16 protein-coding genes are annotated in these 19,495 nt (G+C 70.3%); 6 read left to right on the top strand and 10 right to left on the bottom strand.

The annotated features are described in order from the left end of the window. Positions 1 to 125: 125 nt before the first annotated feature. From OG223_RS34105 to OG223_RS34090, 4 genes are all read right to left on the bottom strand, one after another. Complete coding sequence (locus OG223_RS34105; protein WP_329256835.1) at positions 126 to 2,720, bottom strand: hypothetical protein; 2,595 nt, start codon at positions 2,718 to 2,720, stop codon at positions 126 to 128. 150 nt (positions 2,721 to 2,870) lie between these two features. Next, a complete protein-coding gene (locus tag OG223_RS34100; protein ID WP_329256832.1) occupies positions 2,871 to 3,290 on the bottom strand; it encodes a DUF6113 family protein in 420 nt (139 codons plus the stop codon). After that, complete coding sequence (mshB, locus tag OG223_RS34095; RefSeq protein ID WP_329256829.1) at positions 3,290 to 4,150, bottom strand: N-acetyl-1-D-myo-inositol-2-amino-2-deoxy-alpha-D-glucopyranoside deacetylase; 861 nt, start codon at positions 4,148 to 4,150, stop codon at positions 3,290 to 3,292. Before mshB ends, OG223_RS34100 begins: the two co-directional genes overlap by 1 nt. Before the next feature lie 23 nt (positions 4,151 to 4,173). Then, the gene (locus OG223_RS34090; protein WP_019058412.1) at positions 4,174 to 4,368 is read right to left on the bottom strand and encodes a hypothetical protein; all 195 of its coding nucleotides are present in this window, start codon (positions 4,366 to 4,368) and stop codon (positions 4,174 to 4,176) included. 202 nt (positions 4,369 to 4,570) lie between these two features. Here OG223_RS34090 and OG223_RS34085 point away from each other — a divergent pair, with 202 nt between their 5' ends. Continuing rightward, positions 4,571 to 6,688, top strand: coding sequence for a S9 family peptidase (locus OG223_RS34085; protein ID WP_329256826.1), 2,118 nt, complete (start codon positions 4,571 to 4,573; stop codon positions 6,686 to 6,688). A gap of 150 nt (positions 6,689 to 6,838) precedes the next feature. Here OG223_RS34085 and OG223_RS34080 read toward each other — a convergent pair whose 3' ends face one another. The 6 genes from OG223_RS34080 to OG223_RS34055 all read right to left on the bottom strand — a co-directional run bounded on the left by OG223_RS34080 (position 6,839) and on the right by OG223_RS34055 (position 13,239). Beyond that, entirely contained in the window at positions 6,839 to 7,924 is a 1,086-nt protein-coding gene (locus OG223_RS34080; protein ID WP_329256823.1) for an ABC transporter ATP-binding protein, read from the bottom strand. Then, a complete protein-coding gene (locus OG223_RS34075) occupies positions 7,917 to 8,891 on the bottom strand; it encodes an ABC transporter ATP-binding protein (RefSeq protein WP_329256820.1) in 975 nt (324 codons plus the stop codon). Before OG223_RS34075 ends, OG223_RS34080 begins: the two co-directional genes overlap by 8 nt. Before the next feature lie 8 nt (positions 8,892 to 8,899). After that, complete coding sequence (locus OG223_RS34070) at positions 8,900 to 9,091, bottom strand: hypothetical protein (protein ID WP_329256818.1); 192 nt, start codon at positions 9,089 to 9,091, stop codon at positions 8,900 to 8,902. Between the two features lie 610 nt (positions 9,092 to 9,701). Next, the gene (locus OG223_RS34065) at positions 9,702 to 10,682 is read right to left on the bottom strand and encodes an ABC transporter permease (RefSeq protein WP_329256816.1); all 981 of its coding nucleotides are present in this window, start codon (positions 10,680 to 10,682) and stop codon (positions 9,702 to 9,704) included. Then, entirely contained in the window at positions 10,675 to 11,598 is a 924-nt protein-coding gene (locus tag OG223_RS34060; RefSeq protein WP_329256814.1) for an ABC transporter permease, read from the bottom strand. The genes OG223_RS34065 and OG223_RS34060 overlap by 8 nt, the downstream gene beginning before the upstream one ends. Before the next feature lie 6 nt (positions 11,599 to 11,604). Further along, positions 11,605 to 13,239 (bottom strand): peptide ABC transporter substrate-binding protein, encoded by a 1,635-nt coding sequence (locus tag OG223_RS34055; protein ID WP_329256813.1) that lies wholly within the window; start codon positions 13,237 to 13,239, stop codon positions 11,605 to 11,607. Positions 13,240 to 13,598: 359 nt separating this feature from the next. Between OG223_RS34055 and OG223_RS34050 the strand changes: the two genes are divergently transcribed. From OG223_RS34050 to OG223_RS34030, 5 genes are read left to right on the top strand one after another with little or no spacing between them, the layout of a single operon-like run. After that, complete coding sequence (locus tag OG223_RS34050) at positions 13,599 to 15,479, top strand: ABC transporter substrate-binding protein (protein ID WP_329256810.1); 1,881 nt, start codon at positions 13,599 to 13,601, stop codon at positions 15,477 to 15,479. 43 nt (positions 15,480 to 15,522) lie between these two features. Then, positions 15,523 to 16,560: an ABC transporter permease gene (locus tag OG223_RS34045; RefSeq protein ID WP_329256807.1), complete on the top strand. Its 1,038-nt coding sequence runs from the start codon at positions 15,523 to 15,525 to the stop codon at positions 16,558 to 16,560. Next, positions 16,557 to 17,471 (top strand): ABC transporter permease, encoded by a 915-nt coding sequence (locus OG223_RS34040; RefSeq protein WP_329256804.1) that lies wholly within the window; start codon positions 16,557 to 16,559, stop codon positions 17,469 to 17,471. Before OG223_RS34045 ends, OG223_RS34040 begins: the two co-directional genes overlap by 4 nt. Continuing rightward, complete coding sequence (locus OG223_RS34035; protein WP_329256801.1) at positions 17,468 to 18,466, top strand: ABC transporter ATP-binding protein; 999 nt, start codon at positions 17,468 to 17,470, stop codon at positions 18,464 to 18,466. The genes OG223_RS34040 and OG223_RS34035 overlap by 4 nt, the downstream gene beginning before the upstream one ends. Continuing rightward, positions 18,463 to 19,461: an ABC transporter ATP-binding protein gene (locus tag OG223_RS34030; protein WP_329256798.1), complete on the top strand. Its 999-nt coding sequence runs from the start codon at positions 18,463 to 18,465 to the stop codon at positions 19,459 to 19,461. The genes OG223_RS34035 and OG223_RS34030 overlap by 4 nt, the downstream gene beginning before the upstream one ends. The last annotated feature ends 34 nt before the right edge of the window (positions 19,462 to 19,495 follow it).

The raw sequence follows: 19,495 nt of genomic DNA, 5'->3' as shown, positions 1-19,495 counted from the left end.
TCGACGGTCCGGTGTCGCGCATGACAGATGTCATGTCCTACGACCGCCATGTCCTACGGCTGTCTCGTCGTACGACCGAGGGGGCACCCGGCGCTGTGCCGGGTGCCCCCTCGTGCGGTCGGGTGCTAGTTGGGGGTCGTGTCGATGATCCCCACCCGGTCGGTCTTGCTGATCAGGGCCTGGCGCAGGGCGATGTAGACCTCCTGCGGGGTGACGGCCGTCTTCTGGCCGCCGGCGCGGGTGATCTTGACGCCGTCGAAGGTGCTGCCGTAGAGCGTCTTCAGGGCGGCCAGGTCGGGGCTGTCGGTGAGCTTGCCGTTCACGGCCTTCACCCTGAGGAACTTCCACAGGGAGTTCTTCGGGCTCAGCGGCAGTACGACCCCGGTGTCCGTCTTGACCGTGGCTAGGCCGGACATGGCGGGCTCCGCGAAGGCCTTCATCTCGCGGTCGACCTCGGCGTTCGTGATCGTCGGCTGCTTGGTGGTCGTCGGGACGGTCACCGTGGTGGCCGTGCCGGTCTCCACCTCGCTGCGGTAGGCCTCCTCGACGGCGCCGGTGGACGCGGTCGCGTCGATCGCCTTGCCCGCCTTGCCGTAGACGGCGACGGCCTTGCCGGACGTGAACTGGATCGTGCCCTCGGTGACCGCGCCGGAGCCGGAGCCGCCGCCGAGGTCGGAGAGGGCGGCGTTCAGCTTCTCCTCGTCGACCGGCATGACGGGGTCGACGACCCGGTGCTGGCCGAAGAGCGAGCCGATCACGGAGACCGGGTTGTAGTCGCTGGTGGCGGCCGCGCTCACGGTGGCCGTGGTGTCGAACTGGAGCCCCGCCTGGTCCGGCTTGAGCGAGACCGTCTTGCCGCCGACCGACAGCTTCAGCGGCTTGTTCACCCGGTCGCCGAACGCGTCGTCGAGCTTCTTGACGGCGTCGTCACGGGTGCCGCCGCCGATGTCCACGCCGAGCACGGTGGTGCCCTTGGGCACGTCGGTGTGGTTCATCAGCAGGCCGGCGCAGTAGGCGCCGCCCCCGATGACGATCACGGCGACGAAGAGCAGGACCAGCTTGCTGCGGCCCTTCTTCTTTTTCTTCGCGCCCTTGCCCGCGTTCTTGCCCGCGGCGGGCGCGCTCTGCGCGGAACCGGGCTCGGGCAGCTTCGGGGGCGTGTGCGGGAGCGGTCCGTCCGGGTGGGTACCGGTGCCGAACGGCGAGGTCCCGGCGCCCGGGACGACCGGCATACCGCTGGTGACGGTGTGTCCGGAGACCTGGTCGGCGGGGGCGCCGTAGCCGGGGCCACCGGGTCCGGGGGCCGGCTTCTGCGGCGTGAGGATCGCGGTGTCGTCGCTGAGACCACCGCCGGGGATCATGCCGCCGGGACCGCCTGGGCCCATGCCGGGACCACCAGGGCCTGTTCCGGGACCGCCAGGGCCCATGCCGGGACCCGCGCCGGGGCCGCCGGGACCGCCCGGACCGCCAGGCCTGCCGTGTCGGCCGGAGGCAGCAGCACCCGGGCCGCCAGGACCACCCGGTCCGGCGAGTCCACCGGGACCGCCGGCGCCGTTCGTGGCGCCCGGTCCGTCGGCGTAACCGCTCGGCGTGCCCGGTGCTCCGCCCATGGGGCCCGGCGGGAGCATCAGGCCGTTGCCGGTGACCGGGCCGCCGGTCGGGCCGGCGGGTCCCTCGGGACCGCCCTGACCGCCGCGCCCGTTCGGGCCGTTGAAACCGCTGGGTCCACCAGGACCGCCCGGACCACCGGGACCGATGCCCTGGCCGCCCGGCCCGGGGAACTGTTCGGCTCGCGGGCCGGGGCCGCCCGACCCGGGGAAACCGCCCAGCTCGCCCTGACCGCCCGGTCCGGGATAGCCGCCCGGTTCGCCCTGGCCGTTGGGCTCGGGATAGCCGCCCTGACCGCCAGGTCCGGGGAAACCGCCCTGCTGCCCGTTCTCGGAGAAGTACGGCAGGTCGTCGCGGCGCGGTTCGCCCGGGCCGCCGGCGTTCGGGCCGCCGCCGTTCGGGCGTGATCCGTTGGGGCCCCGCGGCCCCGCCGCCAGTGCCTCGGTCACGTCGAAGGAGCCGGTGCCGCCGCCGTGTCCGGGGGCGACGGGTCCGGCGCCGGTGGCACCGCCGATTCCGGCGCCGTTCGTGCCGCCGCCCGCGCCGGACTGACGGGTGGCGCCGGTGACGCTCATGCCGCCGACCACACCACCGGGACGGGCACCGGTCGGCCGATTGCCGCCGGTCGCACCGCCAGTCGGCGCGCTCGGGGTGCCCGCGGCCGAACCCCCGGGAATTCCCGCCCCGTTGGTGCCGCCACCGCCCTGACCGCCCTTCGCGGGGCCGGACTTGCGGGGCGCGAACCAGTCGCTCGTCTTCTCCTCGGCGCCGGGCAGCGCGAGTTCGGCGGTCGGCTCGACGACGCCCGTGGTGGGCAGTGCGGAACTCGGCAACTGCGTCTCGGCAGTCGTGGATCCGTCGCCGGACCCGGAGTCCGCGACGGGCGTGCGCACGACGACAGGCGGAATGGGCCGCGAACCGGGGATGTTGATCCGGATCCGGGTCGTCAGCGTCGTCTCGGTCTTGCGTTCCTCCGGCTGCGCGGCCGAACGCCCCGCATCCGTACGGTCGTCGGAAGCCGCAGGCGTCCCGTACGGCGGGGTCCCCGAGGGGTAAGCGGCTCCGCCGCGCCCGTCGGGCCCGGAGGACGGAGTGTCAGTTTCACGACTCAAGGCAGGTTCTCCCGGTTGGCTCCGCCGCCCGACACCCACGGGCGACTCGGCGGCGCGCACCACCATACTGGCCACTTCTTGGCGGTATCCCACGGCCGCTGGGGAAACCCACACCGGACTCGCACGCGCGCGTCACCGCGAAGTGGTACGTCACTTGCCAAGTCGGACGTCAGAGCTGCTTGGTTGCCGCCCCAAACCCAACGTGGCACACATCACAGCTACAGCCATCCCACCGAGCAGGAAGAGATAGGAACCGACTCCTGCGCCGAAGAGGAAATCGCCCTCCGGCCGGCTGGCGGTGAGCAGGATGACGGCGACCATCCAGCCCGCGGCGGGCGCCACGGCCCCGCCCCTCCCGTCGGCCGCTCTCGCCCCGCCGAGGAACAGTCCGGCCGCTCCCACGAGCGCGAGCAGCAGCCCGCCCGGGAACCACGCGGCCTGCACCAGCGCCCCGGCCACCCCGACGACGGCGCCGAGCACGAAGAGCAGGAGGTAGGCCAACACCCGTAGCCCGGAAGGCCGTTGCAATGGCTGGGCGAGCAGACTCCCGCCGCCCTGGTTGCCACTCATCACAGGCCCAGCCCTTCGAAGAGGTCGGTCTCGGGGGCCGAACCGCCGGGTTCTCCCTGGACCAACTCGTAGTACTCGGTGGTGAATACGGGCTGCGCGAGCTCGTTCGAGAGCGCGAAGTACGGCTGGTCCGGGGCCACTTCGATCTGCGTGGCGTGCGCGCTCATCGCCGCGGTCTTGGCGGCGGCGTACGCGGTGGCGTCGATCACGGTGGTGATCCGCCCGTCGTCGACGACTCCCGGTACGTCGTCCACGGCGGCGGTGGCGGCGAAGGGCAGCTCCGGCAGCGCGTCACGCAGCCGCGCGAAGCCGTCCTCTACGACGGTCCGGGGTACGCGGTTCCAGTAGACCTTGGCGATCGGGTGCCCGGCCTCGGCGGCCAGCTCGGCGGCGCGCATGGCGACACGGTGAGCCTGGACGTGGTCGGGATGGCCGTAGCCGCCGTCGGGGTCGTAGGTGACCAGGACCTGGGGGCGCACCTCGCGGATCACTTCGACAAGATGCCCGGCGGCCTCGTCGACGTCGGCCCGCCAGAAGCAGTACGGGTTGTCGTTGTCCGAGGTACCCATCATCCCGGAATCCTGGTACTGGCCACGGCCCCCGAGGAAGCCGAAGTCCTCGACCCCGAGCGCCTTCATGGCGGCGTCGAGCTCCCGCTCCCGCTCCTCGGCCAGCCCGGCGCCCGACAGATGCCGCAGCGCGGGCGGGATGACCTCGCCGCGCTCACCGAGGGTGCACGTGACAAGCGTCACGTGGGCACCCTCGGCCGCGTACTTGGCCATGGTCGCGCCGTTGTTGATCGACTCGTCGTCCGGGTGCGCGTGCACCAGCAGCAGACGACGGGCGGGCAGTTCCGTCATGTGCCCACCCTAAAGGCGGACCGTCAGAACTTGATGCTGCCGATCATGCTCGCGATGTTGGTCGTGAGATCGCTGATCGTGGGCGCGATGGTCGAGGAGGCCAGATAGAAGCCCAGGAGGACACAGACGACCGCATGTCCGCCCTTCAGCCCTGATTTCTTGACCAGAAGGAAGACGACGATCGCCAGCAGCACCACCGCCGAAATCGAGAGTGCCACGGCGGCTCACCTCCAATGATCCCAGGGACTAGGGGGGTCGGACTATGGGGGCAATGGATCCATGGGGTGGATCCCTACAGCAAATCCATACAGCAGCCAGCAGGTTCATACCCACCCAGCGCCAGTGATCATAACTATCCGCGCTCGCGCATCGCTCGGCGCACAGCCGCACAAGGGGGCGCATGGCCAATATGGTCGGGGTATGACGACCGAGGCTGACTCCTTCCCCCGACGGCACGCCCGTACCCAGCGATTCACGCTCGGCGCGCCGCGCGCGTTCACCGTGTCGCCCGACGGATCCCGGGTCGTGTTCCTGCGCTCAGCCTCCGGCACGGACCGGGCGAACGCGCTGTGGGTCCTCGATCCGGCGGACGGCACCGAGCGCGTGGTGGCCGACCCGCACGCCCTGTTGGGCGGCGCCGCGGAGCACCTGTCGGCGCAGGAGCGGGCGCGCCGCGAGCGCAGCCGCGAGGGCGGCGCGGGGATCGTCGGCTACGCCACCGACAGCGAGGCCGAGTTGGCGTCTTTCGCCTTGTCAGGGCAACTGTTCACGGCCGAGCTGCGGGCCGGCACGACACGTCAACTCCGCGTCCCGGGACCGGTGATCGACCCCCGGCCCGCCCCCGACGGACGGCACATCGCCTACGTCACCGGCGGCGCCCTGCGTGTCGTGGACGCCGAGGGCGACGGTGACCGGGTGCTGGCCGAGCCGGAGTCGGAGCAAGTCACCTACGGATTGGCCGAGTTCATCGCGGCGGAGGAGATGAGCCGGACGCGCGGCTTCTGGTGGTCGCCGGAGTCGGACCGGCTGCTGGTCGCCCGCGCGGACGACACGGCCGTACAGCGCTGGTGGATCGCGGACCCGGCCCATCCGGAGCGGGAGCCGCAGCGGGTCGCGTACCCGGCGGCGGGCACCGCGAACGCGGAGGTGCGGCTGTATGTGTTCGGTCTCGACGGGACGCGCACGGAGGTCGTCTGGGACCGGGCGCGGTACCCGTATCTGGCGCGAGTGCACTGGTCAGCGGCGGGTGCGCCGCTGTTGCTGGTGCAGGCCCGGGACCAGCGCAGTCAGTTGTTCCTGGCGGTGGAGCCGGACACCGGGGCGACCCGGATGGTGCATGCCGACGAAGATCCAGTTTGGCTTGATCTTTTCCCTGGTGTGCCGTGCTGGAGCCCCTCGGGACGGCTCGTGCGGATCGCAGACGAGGGCGGCGCGCGGGTGCTCGCGGTGGGTGAACGCCTGCTCACAGGACCGCAGTTGCACGTCCGCGCGGTGCTGGACGTATCGGACGACAGCGTGCTGGTCTCGGCCTCTGCGGGCGAGGCCGCGCCCGCTCCGGAGACCGGCGAGGTGCACGTCTATCGCGTCAACGAGCTCGGCCTGGAGCGTCTCTCGCACGAGGCCGGCGTGCACTCGGCGGTGCGCGCCGGGGGCGTGACCGTGCTGCTGTCGGCGGTGCCGGACCGGCCGGGCACGCAGGCGCAGGTGCTGCGCGGGGGCAAGAAGTCGGTGACCATCGCGTCGTACGCCGAAGATCCCGGTATGTCCCCGCGCATCACGTTCACCGAGGGGGGCGCACGGCGCGTCCCGTGCGCCCTGCTTATGCCACGGGACTACGACGGCACCGCCCCGCTCCCCGTCCTCATGGACCCCTACGGCGGTCCGCACGGCCCGCGCGTGGTCGCCGCGCACAACGCGCATCTCACCTCGCAGTGGTTCGCGGACCAGGGTTTCGCGGTGCTCGTCGCCGACGGGCGGGGCACGCCGGGCCGTTCACCGGCGTGGGAGAAGGCCGTCCACCGCGACTTCACGGTCTCCCTTGACGACCAGGTCGACGCCCTCCAGGACCTCGCGAAGAGCCACCCGCTCGACCTCTCCCGGGTGGCCATCCGCGGCTGGTCGTACGGGGGTTGGCTCGCGGGGCTCGCCGTGCTGCGCCGACCGGACGTCTTCCACGCGGGCATCGCGGGCGCCCCGGTCACCGACTGGCGGCTCTACGACACCCACTACACGGAGCGGTACCTGGGCGACCCGGCCAAGGACCCGGAGTCGTACGCGAAGAGCAGTCTGGTGACGGACGACGGGCTGTCCGCGCCCGCCGACCCGCAGCGCCCGCTGATGGTCGTGCACGGTCTCGCCGACGACAACGTGGTGGTCGCGCACTCCCTGCGGCTGTCCTCCGCACTGCTGGCCGCCGGCCGGCCGCACGAGGTGCTGCCGCTGTCCGGGGTGACCCACATGACCCCGCAGGAGCAGGTCGCGGAGAATCTGCTGCTGCTTCAAGTGGACTTCCTGAAGCGGGCGTTGGGGCTCGTCTAGGTACGGCAACGGACCGGGGCGACATGGCGCGCCCCGGTCCGTTTACGGCACCCGCACGGCCGTACGTTGTTCAGGTTGACGCGTCCGTATATCGAGATCGGGTCGGCCGAGTTGCCTCCGTGTTAACGCGGTTGATGCCTGTTTGTGGTGTTATTCCGCCCCATCCGCAAGATCGTCCGGGGTCGCCGCGGGGGTTTCGCCGAGGGTTTCTTCCTGGGGTACGACCGTCTTCTCCTCGGCGAAGTGACAGGCCGAGTCGTGCGCCGCGGGGCCGCTCACGAGGCGGAACTCGGCCGGTACGGCGAGCAGCGGCACCTCCAGCGAGCAGCGCTCCTGCGCCTTCCAGCAGCGGGTGCGGAAGCGGCAGCCGGACGGGACGTTCGTCGGCGACGGCACGTCACCCGACAGGATGATCCGCTCCCGGTGCTCACGCGCGTCCGGGTCGGGCACGGGTACGGCGGAGAGCAGCGCCTGGGTGTACGGGTGCGTCGGGTGGTCGTAGATCTCCTCGTCCCTGCCGATCTCCACGATCCGGCCGAGGTACATGACGCCGACCCGGTCCGAGATGTGCCGGACGATCGACAGGTCGTGCGCGATGAAGATGTAGGAGAGGTCGAACTCGTCCTGGAGCCGGTCGAGGAGGTTGATGACCTGGGCCTGTACGGAGACGTCGAGCGCGGAGACGGGTTCGTCGGCGACGATGACCTCGGGGCGCAGGGCCAACCCCCGTGCGATGCCGATGCGTTGGCGCTGGCCGCCGGAGAACTGGTGCGGATACCGGTTGATGTACTCGGGGTTGAGCCCGACCACGTCCAGCAGATCCTGAACTCGTTTGCGCCGGTCGCCCTTTGGCGCCACCTCGGGATGGATCTCGTACGGCTCCCCGATGATGTCGCCCACCGTCATACGGGGGTTGAGGGAGGTGTACGGGTCCTGGAACACCATCTGGATGTTGCGGCGGGCGGCCTTCAGGGCGCGGCCGGACATCTTGCTGATGTCCTCGCCCTTGAACTTGATCGAGCCCTCTGTCGGCCGCTCGAGGTTGACCAGCATCTTGGCGACGGTCGACTTGCCGCAGCCGGACTCCCCGACAATGCCGAGGGTCTCCCCTTTGGCGAGCGTGAAGTCCACACCGTCGACGGCCTTGACGGCACCGACCTGCTTCTTGAAGAGGATGCCCTGGGTCAACGGGTAGTGCTTGACGAGCCCGGTCACCTCCAGGATCGGCTCAACCATTGAGGCACTCCCTCCAGAAGTGGCAGGCGCTGCCCCGGTGTTGATCAACCTCGTACAGTTCGGGTTCATCGGTCCGGCACACGTCCTGGGCCATCGGGCAGCGGGGGTTGAAGGCGCAGCCCGGCGGGATGTGCATGAGGTTCGGCGGCAGGCCCTTGATGGCGTAGAGCTCCTGGCCCTTCTGGTCCAGACGCGGGATGGAGTCCAACAGGCCGCGCGTGTACGGGTGGGCGGGCGCCTTGTAGATGTCGTGGACCGGGGCCGACTCGACGATCCGGCCGGCGTACATCACGGCGATCTTGTCGGCGACGTCGGCGACCACTCCGAGATCGTGGGTGATGAGGATGAGCCCCATGTTGAGCTCGCGCTGCAACTCCGCGAGCAGATCCATGACTTGGGCCTGGACAGTGACGTCGAGGGCGGTGGTCGGTTCGTCGGCGATGATGAGCGCCGGCTCCAGGGCGAGCGCCATGGCGATCATGATGCGCTGGCGCATACCGCCGGAGAACTGGTGCGGGTAGTCGCGGACGCGTTCCTTGGCGGCCGGGATCCGCACCCGCTCCATCAGCTCGATCGCCTTGGCCCGCGCGTCCTTCCTCGACATCCCCTTGTGCACGATGAACATCTCGCCGAGCTGGTCGCCCACGGAGAGCACGGGGTTGAGCGAGGACAGCGCGTCCTGGAAGATCATCGCCATCTCGGCGCCGCGGACCTTCCGCCGCTCCTCTTCCTTGAACTTCAGCAGATCCTTGCCCCGGAAGAGAATCTCCCCGCCGGTGATCTTCCCCGGCGGCACATCGAGGATCCCCATCACCGCCTGCGCGGTCACGGACTTCCCCGACCCGGACTCCCCCAGCACGGCGAGGGTCTCGCCCTCGTCCACGCTGTAGTTGACCCCGTTGACGGCCTTGGCGACCCCGTCCCTGGTCCTGAACTCCACCTGCAGATCCCGCACTTCGAGCAGCATGACGCCGGTCACCTCACCTTCGGATCAAGAGCGCCGCGCGGGGCGTCGCCGAGCAGGAAGAACGCGGACCCGGAGATCGCCGGCGCGGCCGCGAAGCACCGGACGGACGACGCACCCGCGTCCACCGCACCGCCGACGGCTCGCACCCGCTCCCCGGCGAGGGCCCGCAACCCCGGACCACCCAGCTCCGGCGCCAACACGCCGTCACCTTCAACTCCGGATCGAGGGCGCCGCACACCGCGCCACCGAACTGGAAGAACGCCGACGCCGCATCCCGTCACCACGACCGACGCACACCGGACGGACGACGCACCCGCGTCCACCGCACCGCCGACGGCCCGCACCCGCTCCCCGGCGAGGGCCCGCAACCCCGGACCACCCAGCTCCGGCGCCAACACGCCGTCACCTTCAACTCCGGATCGAGGGCGCCACACACCGCGCCACCGAACTGGAAGAACGCCGACGCCGCATCCCGTCACCACGACCGACGCACACCGGACGGGCAGCGCACCCGCGTCCACCGCTCGCGCCCCGGCAGGGACCCGGAACCCCGGGACCGGACCGCCCGACGCCGGCGCTGTCACGCCGTCACCTCGACTCCGCGCCGCCGAGCAGGAAGGGTGTGCGTGTCCCGATCGCCGATCGCCGGGCCTGCGCGAAGGCATTCCCGCGCCCCCGGACCCGCCGCGCACGAGGGACAGCGGCACCGTGACCGCCGGCCCGCCACGCGGCCGGTGCCGGACCCGCCGGGCGGTCGTTCCACCCCGCAACTCCCCTCCCACACACCGCACTTGCAGCACCACGGCGCCGTCACCTCAACTTCGGATCGAGGGCGTCGCGGACCGCGTCGCCGAGCATGATGAACGCCAGGACGGTGATCGCCAGGGCTCCGGCCGGCCAGAGGAGCATGTGGGGGGCGTTGCGGATGTACTGGGAGGCCGCGGAGATGTCGATGCCCCAGCTCACCGTGGGGGGCTTCAGGCCCACGCCGAGGTAGGACAGGGTCGCCTCCAGGGAGATGTACGTGCCGAGGGCGATCGTGGCGACGACGATCACCGGGGCGACCGCGTTCGGGGTGATGTGGCGTAGCAGGAGGCGGGAGTTGGAGGCGCCGAGGGCTCGCGCGGCCTGGACGTAGTCGTTCTGTTTGGCGGTGATGACCGAGCCGCGGGCGATGCGGGAGATCTGCGGCCAGCCGAGCAGGACCATGAAGCCGATGACCGGCCAGACCGTGTTGCTGGTCACCACGGACAGGAGGACCAGGCCGCCCAGGACCACCGGGATCGCGAAGAAGATGTCGGTGAGGCGGGACAGGATCGAGTCCCAGACCCCGCCGAAGAAGCCGGCCAGTCCGCCCAGCACCGAGCCGAAGATCGCGACCCCCAGCGTGGCGAGGACGCCGACCGTCACCGACGTACGGGTGCCGTAGACCGTGCGCGTGTAGACGTCGCACCCCTGGCCGTCGTAGCCGAAGGGATGGCCCGGCTGGGAGCCCTCCTGCGCCTTGGCGAGGTCGCACTTGAGGGGGTTGCCCGAGGCGATCAGGGACGGCCAGAGGGAGATGACCACCAGGAAGAGGATGACCAGCGCCGAGATGATGAAGACGGGGTTGCGGCGCAGGTCCCGCCAGGCGTCGGACCAGAGGCTGCGGGGCCGCTCCTGCGGGCCGGTGCCCTCCGGTCCCCCCGGTGTCTTCTCCAGCGTCTCCGCCTCGCTCGCGGCGAGGTCCATGGCGCCGCCCATGCCGGTCCCGGCGATGGCGCGTTCCGGTTCGAACGGCTGCTCAGGCATAGCGGATCCTCGGGTCGAGTACGGCGTACAGGAGGTCGACGAGGAGGTTGGCGATCAGGAACACCAGGACCAGGACCGTCACGAAGCCGACCACCGTCTGGGTGTTCTGGCGCACGATGCCCTGGTAGAGCTGGTAGCCGACCCCGTGGATGTTGAAGATCCGCTCGGTGACGATCGCGCCGCCCATCAGGGCGCCGATGTCCGTGCCGATGAAGGTGACCACGGGGATGAGGGAGTTGCGCAGCAGGTGGCGGATGATCACCCGGTGTCTCGGGAGACCCTTCGCGACGGCCGTACGGACGTAGTCGGAGCGCCTGTTCTCCGCGATGGACGTCCGGGTCAGCCGGGTCACGTACGCGAGGGAGACCGAGGCCAGCACCAGCCCGGGGACGATCAGTTCGCTGAACGTCGCCTCCGGGGAGACGGACGGTTTGATCCAGCCCCATTCGACGCCGAGCAGCAGTTGCAGCAGCAGACCGGTGACGAAGGTGGGGACGGAGATCACCACGAGCGTGAGCAGGAGCACCGTGGTGTCGACGGGCCGGCCGCGCTTGAGGCCGGTGAGCACCCCGAGCGTGATGCCGATGACGACCTCGAAGACGATCGCGACGATGGTGAGCCGGATGGTGACGGGGAACGCGGTCGCCATCAGCTCGGTGACCTTCTGGCCGTTGAACGCCGTCCCGAAGTCACCGGTGAAGACGTTCCCCATGTAGGTCAGGTACTGCTGCCACACGGGCTTGTCGAGGCCGAACTCCCGCTTGAGCTGGGCGGCCGTCGCCGGGTCGCACTGCCGCTCGCCGCACAGGCCCGCGACGGGGTCGCCCATCACGTTCACCATCAGGAAGATCAACAGTGTGGCGCCGATGAAGACCGGGATCATCTGCAGCAGACGCCGGACGACGTACCGTCCCATGCGGGCTCAGCCGGCCTTGATCTCGTTGTACACGGGGACGCTGAACGGGTTGAGCGCCACGTTGGAGAGCCGCTCCGAATAGCCCGCGCTGCCGTTCTGGTACCAGAGCGGGATGGCGGCCATGTTGTCCCGTACGACGCCCTCGGCCTGCTGGAAGAGCTTGATCGCCTTGCTCGTGTCCGTCTCCGCGTTGGCCTGGTCCACGAGCTTGTCGAAGTCCTTGTTGGACCACTGGCCGTCGTTGGAGGAGGCGTTGGTGTAGTACAGCGGCTGGAGGAAGTTCTGGATGAGCGGGTAGTCCATCTGCCATCCCGCCCGGAACGGCCCGGTCATCTTGTGCTGGCCGATCTGGTTGCGGAAGTCCGCGAAGGTGCCGACCGGGTTCCCGACGCACGCCTTGTCGTTGCCGAGCGCGTTGTTGATGGAGTTGCACACGGCGTCCACCCACTCCTTGTGCGAGCCCGTGTCCGCGTTGTACGTGATCTTGACCTGGCCGCCGGGCAGCCCGCCGCCCTCCTCGACCAGCTTCTTCGCCTCGGTCGGGTTGTACGTGCAGGAGTCGCCGCACAGCCCGTCCTGGAAGCCGCCCTCGGTGCCGAGCACCGGGGAGGTCCAGTCGGTGGCCGGGGTGCGGGTCTTCTGGAAGATCGTGGTGGTGATCTGGTCCCGGTTGATCGCCATCGACAGGCCCTGACGGACCTTCTCCGAGCCGCTCTTGTTCCAGTTCTTGTCGTAGTACGGGAACGCGAGGGTCTGGATGATGCCGGCGGGCGTGTTGATGTACCGGTCCCCGAGGTCGCTCTTGACGTTCTTGAGCTGCGAGGCGGGGATGTCGTCGACGAGGTCGAGGTTGCCGGCCATCAGGTCGGTGTAGGCGGTGTTGTTGTCGGTGTAGACCTTGAGGGTCACGCCACCGTTCTGCGCCTTGTCCGTCCCGGTGTACCCGTCCCACTTCACGAGCTTCATCTGCGAGCCCTTGGTGTACGACGAGATCGTGTACGGCCCGTTGCCGACCGGCTTCTTCAGCCAGGCCGCGTGGTCGGAGAAGAACGTCGACGGCAGCGGCGAGTAGGCCGCGTAGCCGAGGGTGTCCGGGAAGGTGGAGAACTTCTGGGTGAGCTTGATGGTGAAGGTGTCGGTGCCGGTCACCTTGAGCCCGGTGAGCGTGGTCGCGGACTGTGAACCGCTGTCGGGGTGGACCTTGTCGTAGCCCTCGATGTACCCGAAGAAGTACGCGTTCTTCTGGTTGTTCTTGAGGCTGGCGCCGTAGTTCCACGCGTCGACGAACGACTTCGCGGTGACGGCCTCGCCGTTGCTGAACTTCCAGCCGCTCTTCACGGTGACCGTGAAGTTCTGCGAGTCCGTGGTCTCGATCTTGTCGGCGAGCATGTCCTCGGCCTTGCCGGTCTTCGGGTCGTACCGCTTCAGACCGCGGAAGACCATGTCGAGGACCTTGCCGCCCTGCACCTCGTTGGTGTTGGCCGGCTCCAGCGGGTTCTGCGGGTCGCCCCAGGAGGCGCTGAGCACCGCGCTGCCGTCACCGCCGCCGCTGTCGCTGCTTCCGCCGCCCCCGCAAGCGGTCGCCGCGAGGGCTACCGCCGCCGCGCAAGCGGCCCATTTGGCGTGCGTGGCTCCACGCATCGAGTGCCTCCTCAGGAAAGCCGACCCGGATCGACCCAGATCGATCCACTACCGATCCACCACCGATCCACTACCGGCCAATATCCGCACAAATGGGGCACCCCGCACACGCAGTCACCCGAATGCAGCACAGGCCGCGCGCGGGAGGGGTGACGGCACCGGCCGGGCGGCCCCGACCGCACTGCCAGGGCCCCACCAGGCACGCTTCAGTGGTGTGGACCAATAAACCTCGAATCGGTCCGTCAACTCCCTGTTTTCGCAGGCCACATGGGCTTTCAGGCACCGTTGACGGGCGCCGACCGCCGCTGATAGACACACTCTTCAACCCAGCCCGGCGTCACCAGCGCGAGGTCAGGACCATGAGCACTCAGGACCGGAACGGCACAGAGCACTCACGCCCGAGAAGACCGCGACCCCGTCACTTACACCGGCTGGTGGCCGGAGCGGCCGGCGCCCTGGCCCTCACGGCGGCGCTCGCCACCCCCCTCGATCCGGCACCGCAACAGGCCGAGGCCAAGGCCCAGGAGAGCGACAAGGTCCTCACCGTCGCCGTCGCGCAGAGCGTGGACTCCTTGAGCCCGTTCCTGGCGAGCCGCCTGGTCAGCACGAGCATCGGCCGGCTGATGTACGACTACCTCACCAACTACGACCCCAAGGACAACCACACGATCCCGGGTCTGGCCACCAAGTGGACGTCGTCGCCGGACCAACTGACCTGGACGTACACGATCCGCTCGGACTCCAAGTGGTCCGACGGGCAGCAGGCCACCGCCGAGGACGCGGCCTGGACGTTCAACACGATGATGACCGACCCGGGCGCGGCCACCGCCAACGGCAGCTTCGTCGCCAACTTCGCGAAGGTCACCGCCCCGAGCCCCACCCGACTGGTCGTCAAGCTGAAGAAGCCGCAGGCCACGATGACCGCGCTCGACGTCCCGATCGTGCCGAAGCACATCTGGGAGAAGGCCGGCGACCTCTCCAAGTTCAACAACGACAAGACCTTCCCGATCGTCGGCAACGGCCCGTTCGTCCTCACCGGCTACAAGGCCGACAGCTACGTCCGGCTCAAGGCCAACAAGTCCTTCTGGCGCGGGGCACCGAAGTTCGACGAGATCGTCTTCCGCTACTACAAGGACCAGGACGCGGCGGTGGCCGCGCTGCGCAAGGGCGAGGTCTCCTTCGTCGCCGGCTCCCCCTCCCTGACTCCCGCTCAGGCCGCCTCCCTCAAGGGCGAGCAGAACATCAAGGTCAACGACGCCCCCGGCCGCCGCTTCTACGCCCTCGCCACCAACCCGGGCGCCCAGGCGAAGAACGGGCAGCACTTCGGCGACGGCGACCCCTCCCTGCTGAACGAGGACGTCCGGCACGCCCTGTTCATGGCGGTCGACCGCGAGACCCTCATCGACAAGGTGTTCCAGGGCCACGCCGCCGAGGGCGAGGGCTACCTCCCGCCACGCTTCTCGACGTACTTCTGGAAACCGTCCGCGAGCCAGGAACTCTCCTACGACCCGGCCAAGGCGGCCCAACTCCTCGACCGGGCGGGCTACAAGAAGAACGGCGACGGCAAACGCGTCGGCAAGGACGGCAAGCCGATCACCTACCGCCTGCTGTGCCACGCCACCGACCCGAACGACAAGGCGGTCGGCCAGTACCTCAAGGAGTGGTGGGCCGAGCTCGGCATCGGCGTGACGCTCGACTGCCTCGACAACGTCACCGACCCCTGGCTCGCGGGCAAGTACGACCTCGCCTTCGACGGCTGGTCCGTCAACCCCGACCCGGACTTCGTGCTGTCCATCCACACCTGCGGGGCGCTCCCGGCGACCCCCAAGGACATCGGCGCGACCGACAACTTCGTCTGCGACAAGACGTACGACGCGCTCTACGCCCGGCAGTTGGCCGAGTACGACCCGGCCAAGCGGGCGGACCTCGTCAAGCAGATGGAGTCCCGGCTGTACGACCTCGGGTACATGAACGTCATGGCGTACCCGAACGCCGTCGAGGCCTACCGCACCGACCAGATCAAGTCCATCGAGACGATGCCCAGCGCCGCGGGCAACATCTACGGCCAGGACGGGTACTGGAGTTGGTGGTCCGCGGTGCCCGCGGCCTCCGGCGGATCGTCGTCCGGCGGGCTCTCGGGCGGGGCGATCGCCGGCATCGTCGTCGGGGGTCTGGTGGTCGTCGGTGCGGTGGTGCTGTTCGCGCTGCGGCGCCGGGCCACCGCCGAGGACCGGGAGTAGCCGATGCACCGAACCTCAACCGCGGTGCGCGGGACGGCCGTTGATGGCGACTGACGTCACATCCGTACCGGTGGAGGAGACGGCCGGACCGGGGGCGGGCGCCCGGTCCGGCTACGTCCGCTACGTCGGCGGCAAACTGGGCGGCGCCGTCGTCTCGTTGCTCGCCGTGCTGGTCACCGGGTTCTTCCTGTTCCGGCTGATCCCGGGCGACCCGGTCAAGACGATGACCGGCGGCCGCCCGATCTCGGCCGCTCAACTGGCCGAGTACCGCAGGGAGTTCGGGCTCGACCTGCCGCTGTGGCAGCAGTTCACGGACTACTGCGGCAAGGCGCTCACCGGCGACCTCGGGACGTCGTACCAGTTCCGGGCGCCCGTGATCGACAAGATCGGCGAGGCGCTGCCGAACACCCTGCTGCTCACCGGTACGGCCTTCGTGCTGTACACCGCGCTCGGCATGTTCCTCGGCACCAGGTCCGCATGGCGGAACGGCAGTCTCTCCGACCGGCTCAACACCGGTCTGGCGCTGACCCTTTACTCCGTCCCGTCGTTCTGGCTCGGGCTGCTGCTGATCATCGTGTTCTCCGTGGGCGTGGGCCCGGTCCCCGGACTGTTCCCGACCGGCGGCATGGAGACCGGCGGCAAGGAGGGCCTCGCGTACGTACTGGACGTGGCCCACCATCTGGTGCTGCCCGTGGTCACGTTGGTGGCCGTCGAGTACGGGCAGACGCTGCTGGTCACCCGCTCCGCGCTGCTCGACGAGATGGGCAGCGACTATCTGACGACCGCGCGGGCCAAGGGACTTCGGGACGACCAGGTCCGGCGCCGGCACGCCGTCCCGAACGCGCTGCTGCCCACCGTCACCCTCGTCTTCGTCAACCTCGGCCGTACGGTCGCGGGCGTGATCCTGGTGGAGACGGTCTTCTCCTGGCCGGGCCTGGGCGGGCTGTTCTACCAGGCCCTGAGTGTGCCCGATCTGCCCCTGGTCCAGGGGCTGTTCCTCTTCTTCGCCGCGGCGGTGATCGTCATGAACACACTGGCGGACCTGGTGTATCCGCTGCTCGACCCCCGGGTGGGCCGATGACCACTCCCCCGGTCGCACAGGCCGGCCCGCGCGCGCTCGCCCGGCAGCGCCGCCGCCGGTCCGCCGTACGGTTCTGGACGCGCTACCGCACCCACCGGGCCGGGCTGGTCGGACTGGCCGCGCTCGGTCTGTTCGCGCTGGTCGCGCTCACCGCGCCGCTGACGGTCGGCTCCGACGTGTCGAGCGTGACCGACGCGCCGGGCGGTCCGCTGGAGAGTCCGAGCGCCCGATTCCCGCTGGGCACCGACCAGTTCGGCCGCAACCTGCTGGGCCTGGTGGTGTGGGGAGCGCGGGTCTCCCTGCTCGTCGGACTGCTCGCGGCGGTGCTGTCGGTGGCGATCGGCGCGGTGGTCGGGATCACCGCCGGGCACTTCCGGGGCGCGTACGGGACCGTGCTGATGCGGATCACCGACTGGTTCCTGGTCATGCCGACGCTGGTGCTGGCGATCGCGCTGGCCACCGTCATGTCCCGCTCCCTCGGGACGGTGATCCTGGCGATCGGCGTGACGACCTGGCCGACCACGGCCCGGCTGGTGCGGGCGCAGACGCTGGCGGTGGAGTCACGGCCGTACATCGAACGCGCCCGGGCGCTCGGCGGCGGCCACTGGCACGTCATGTCCCGGCACGTCCTGCCCAACGTGATGCCCCTGATCCTGGCCCAGACGACCCTGATGGTCTCGACCTCCATCCTCACCGAGGCGACCCTCGCCTTCCTGGGGCTCGGGGATCCCACGGTGGTGTCGTGGGGCGGGCTGCTCCAGGACGCCCGGGAGGCGGGCGCGGTGAGTTCCGGCGACTGGTGGTATCTGGTGCCGCCCGGCATCGCGATCGCCGTGGTCGCGCTGGCGTTCACGCTGTGCGGACGCGCGGTGGAGTCCGTCCTCAACCCCCGGCTGGGGGTGGCGGGTTGACCCTCCTGGAGGTCCGGAATCTGCAAGTGACGTACCCCGGCGGCATCGCGGCGGTGCGGGGTGTCGACCTGACCCTGACGGCCGGTCGGAAAGTGGGCGTGGCAGGCGAGTCGGGCTGCGGCAAGTCCACCCTGGCCCTCGCGCTGCTACGGCTGCTGCCGCCGGGGACCCGGGTCTCCGGGGAGATCCTGCTGAACGGGGAGGACGTGCTGACGATGCGCTGGGGGCGGGTGCGGGCGGTCCGCTGGGCCGGTGCCTCGATCGTCTTCCAGGGCGCGATGCACTCCCTCAACCCCGTGCACCGCATCGGCGACCAGATCGCGGAACCGGTGCTGCTGCATCAGGGGGCGACCGCGGCACAGGCCAGGCGCCGTGCCGGGGAACTGCTGGAACAGGCCGGGCTGCCGGCGGCCCGCGCGACCGCGTACCCGCACGAACTCTCCGGCGGCCAGCGGCAACGCGTCATGATCGCCATGGCGCTGGCCTGCGCCCCCGAGCTGATCATCGCCGACGAGCCGACGACCGCACTGGACGTGATGATCCAGGCCCAGATCCTGGGCCTGATCGGAGACCTGGTCACGGACCAGCAGGTGGGCCTGCTGATGATCAGCCACGACCTCGCGATCCTCGCCGACCTCTGCGACCGCCTGGTGGTCATGTACGCGGGCCGGGTGATCGAGGAGGGCCCCGCCCGGGCGGTCTACGAAAACGCCCTCCACCCCTACGGCAAGGCCCTGTCCGCCTCCTTCCCCCACATCGGCGACCCGGCCTCCCGCTTCGCCCCCCACGGCCTCCCCGGCGACCCGCCCGACCCCTCGGAACTGCCCTCGGGCTGCGCCTTCCATCCGCGCTGCGCAGAGGCGTTGGAGACGTGCGCGACGGAGGACCAGCCCCTCCGGGAGGCCGGGCGGGAGCGGCGGGCTGCCTGTGTCCATGTGCGGGAACTGACTGTCGATGCGCCCGAGCGGGCCGTGGACACGGGGAGTGCGCCATGACGACGACACCACCGGCACCGCTCCTCAGCGCGCAAGGGCTGCACGTGGCCTTTCCCGCGCGGCGCGGTGGTACGCCCGCTCGGGCCGTGGACGGGGTCGATCTCGACATCCGGGCGGGCGAGGTCGTGGCGCTCGTCGGTGAGTCCGGGTGCGGGAAGACGACGTTGGCCCGGTCGCTGCTCGGGCTGGTGGCGCCGACCGGGGGGCGGGTCACGTTCGACGGGCAGCCCCTGCGCTACTCGTCCCGGGCGCTGAAGGCGTACCGCAGACGCGTGCAGCTCGTACTCCAGGACCCGAGCGGGTCGCTCAACCCCCGGCACACGGTGTACGACGCCGTGGCCGAGGGGCTGCGGATCCACGGGGGCGTCGGCGATGAACAGGCCGTGGTCGCACGGGCGTTGAGCCGGGCCGGGCTGCGGCCGCCCGAGCGGTTCTTCCTGCGGTATCCGCACGAGCTGTCGGGCGGGCAGCGGCAGCGCGTGGTGATCGCCGGTGCGCTCGTCCTGGAGCCCGAACTCCTCGTCGCCGACGAGCCGGTGGCCTCGCTGGACGCCTCCGTGCGCGGCGAGATCCTCGCCCTCCTGCTGCGACTGCGCACCGAACTCGGCCTGGCCGCCCTGGTGGTGACCCACGACCTCGGGCTGGCGTGGAACATCGCCGACCGGGTCGCGGTGATGTACCTGGGCCGGATCGTGGAGACGGGGGACGCCGAGCAGGTGCTGACGGCGCCTCGACACCCGTACACCCAGGCCCTGTTGTCGGTGCTGCCCGAGGCGCCCGGCGATCCCGTGGTGCTGTCCGGCGAGCCCCCGGACCCGTCCCGCATCCCGACCGGCTGCCGGTTCCGGGCGCGCTGCCAGATCCTGGCGAGTGGGGAGGCGGAGCGGGCGGGAGTGGCTCACCGGTGCCGGACCGAGGACCTGGAGGTGCTGGGCGGCGGCGGGGACGCGCAGGTGGCCTGTCATTGGGCGCGAGTGCTGGACCCCGCGGTCTGAAAACACTGGTTCCCGGCACCTCGTACGGTGCCGG

Origin of the sequence: Streptomyces sp. NBC_01478, from assembly GCF_036227225.1 — a bacterium.
Classification (GTDB): domain Bacteria; phylum Actinomycetota; class Actinomycetes; order Streptomycetales; family Streptomycetaceae; genus Streptomyces.
This window is presented reverse-complemented; position numbering and strand designations above follow the sequence as displayed.

Coding starts and splice junctions, on each gene's coding strand:
- OG223_RS34030 (WP_329256798.1), top strand. CDS start 18,463: ATGACGACGACACCACCGGCACCGCTCCTCAGCGCGCAAGGGCTGCAC.
- OG223_RS34065 (WP_329256816.1), bottom strand. CDS start 10,682: ATGCCTGAGCAGCCGTTCGAACCGGAACGCGCCATCGCCGGGACCGGC.
- OG223_RS34075 (WP_329256820.1), bottom strand. CDS start 8,891: ATGCTGCTCGAAGTGCGGGATCTGCAGGTGGAGTTCAGGACCAGGGAC.
- OG223_RS34080 (WP_329256823.1), bottom strand. CDS start 7,924: ATGGTTGAGCCGATCCTGGAGGTGACCGGGCTCGTCAAGCACTACCCG.
- OG223_RS34100 (WP_329256832.1), bottom strand. CDS start 3,290: ATGAGTGGCAACCAGGGCGGCGGGAGTCTGCTCGCCCAGCCATTGCAA.
- OG223_RS34045 (WP_329256807.1), top strand. CDS start 15,523: ATGGCGACTGACGTCACATCCGTACCGGTGGAGGAGACGGCCGGACCG.
- mshB (WP_329256829.1), bottom strand. CDS start 4,150: ATGACGGAACTGCCCGCCCGTCGTCTGCTGCTGGTGCACGCGCACCCG.
- OG223_RS34055 (WP_329256813.1), bottom strand. CDS start 13,239: ATGCGTGGAGCCACGCACGCCAAATGGGCCGCTTGCGCGGCGGCGGTA.
- OG223_RS34085 (WP_329256826.1), top strand. CDS start 4,571: ATGACGACCGAGGCTGACTCCTTCCCCCGACGGCACGCCCGTACCCAG.
- OG223_RS34050 (WP_329256810.1), top strand. CDS start 13,599: ATGAGCACTCAGGACCGGAACGGCACAGAGCACTCACGCCCGAGAAGA.
- OG223_RS34060 (WP_329256814.1), bottom strand. CDS start 11,598: ATGGGACGGTACGTCGTCCGGCGTCTGCTGCAGATGATCCCGGTCTTC.
- OG223_RS34040 (WP_329256804.1), top strand. CDS start 16,557: ATGACCACTCCCCCGGTCGCACAGGCCGGCCCGCGCGCGCTCGCCCGG.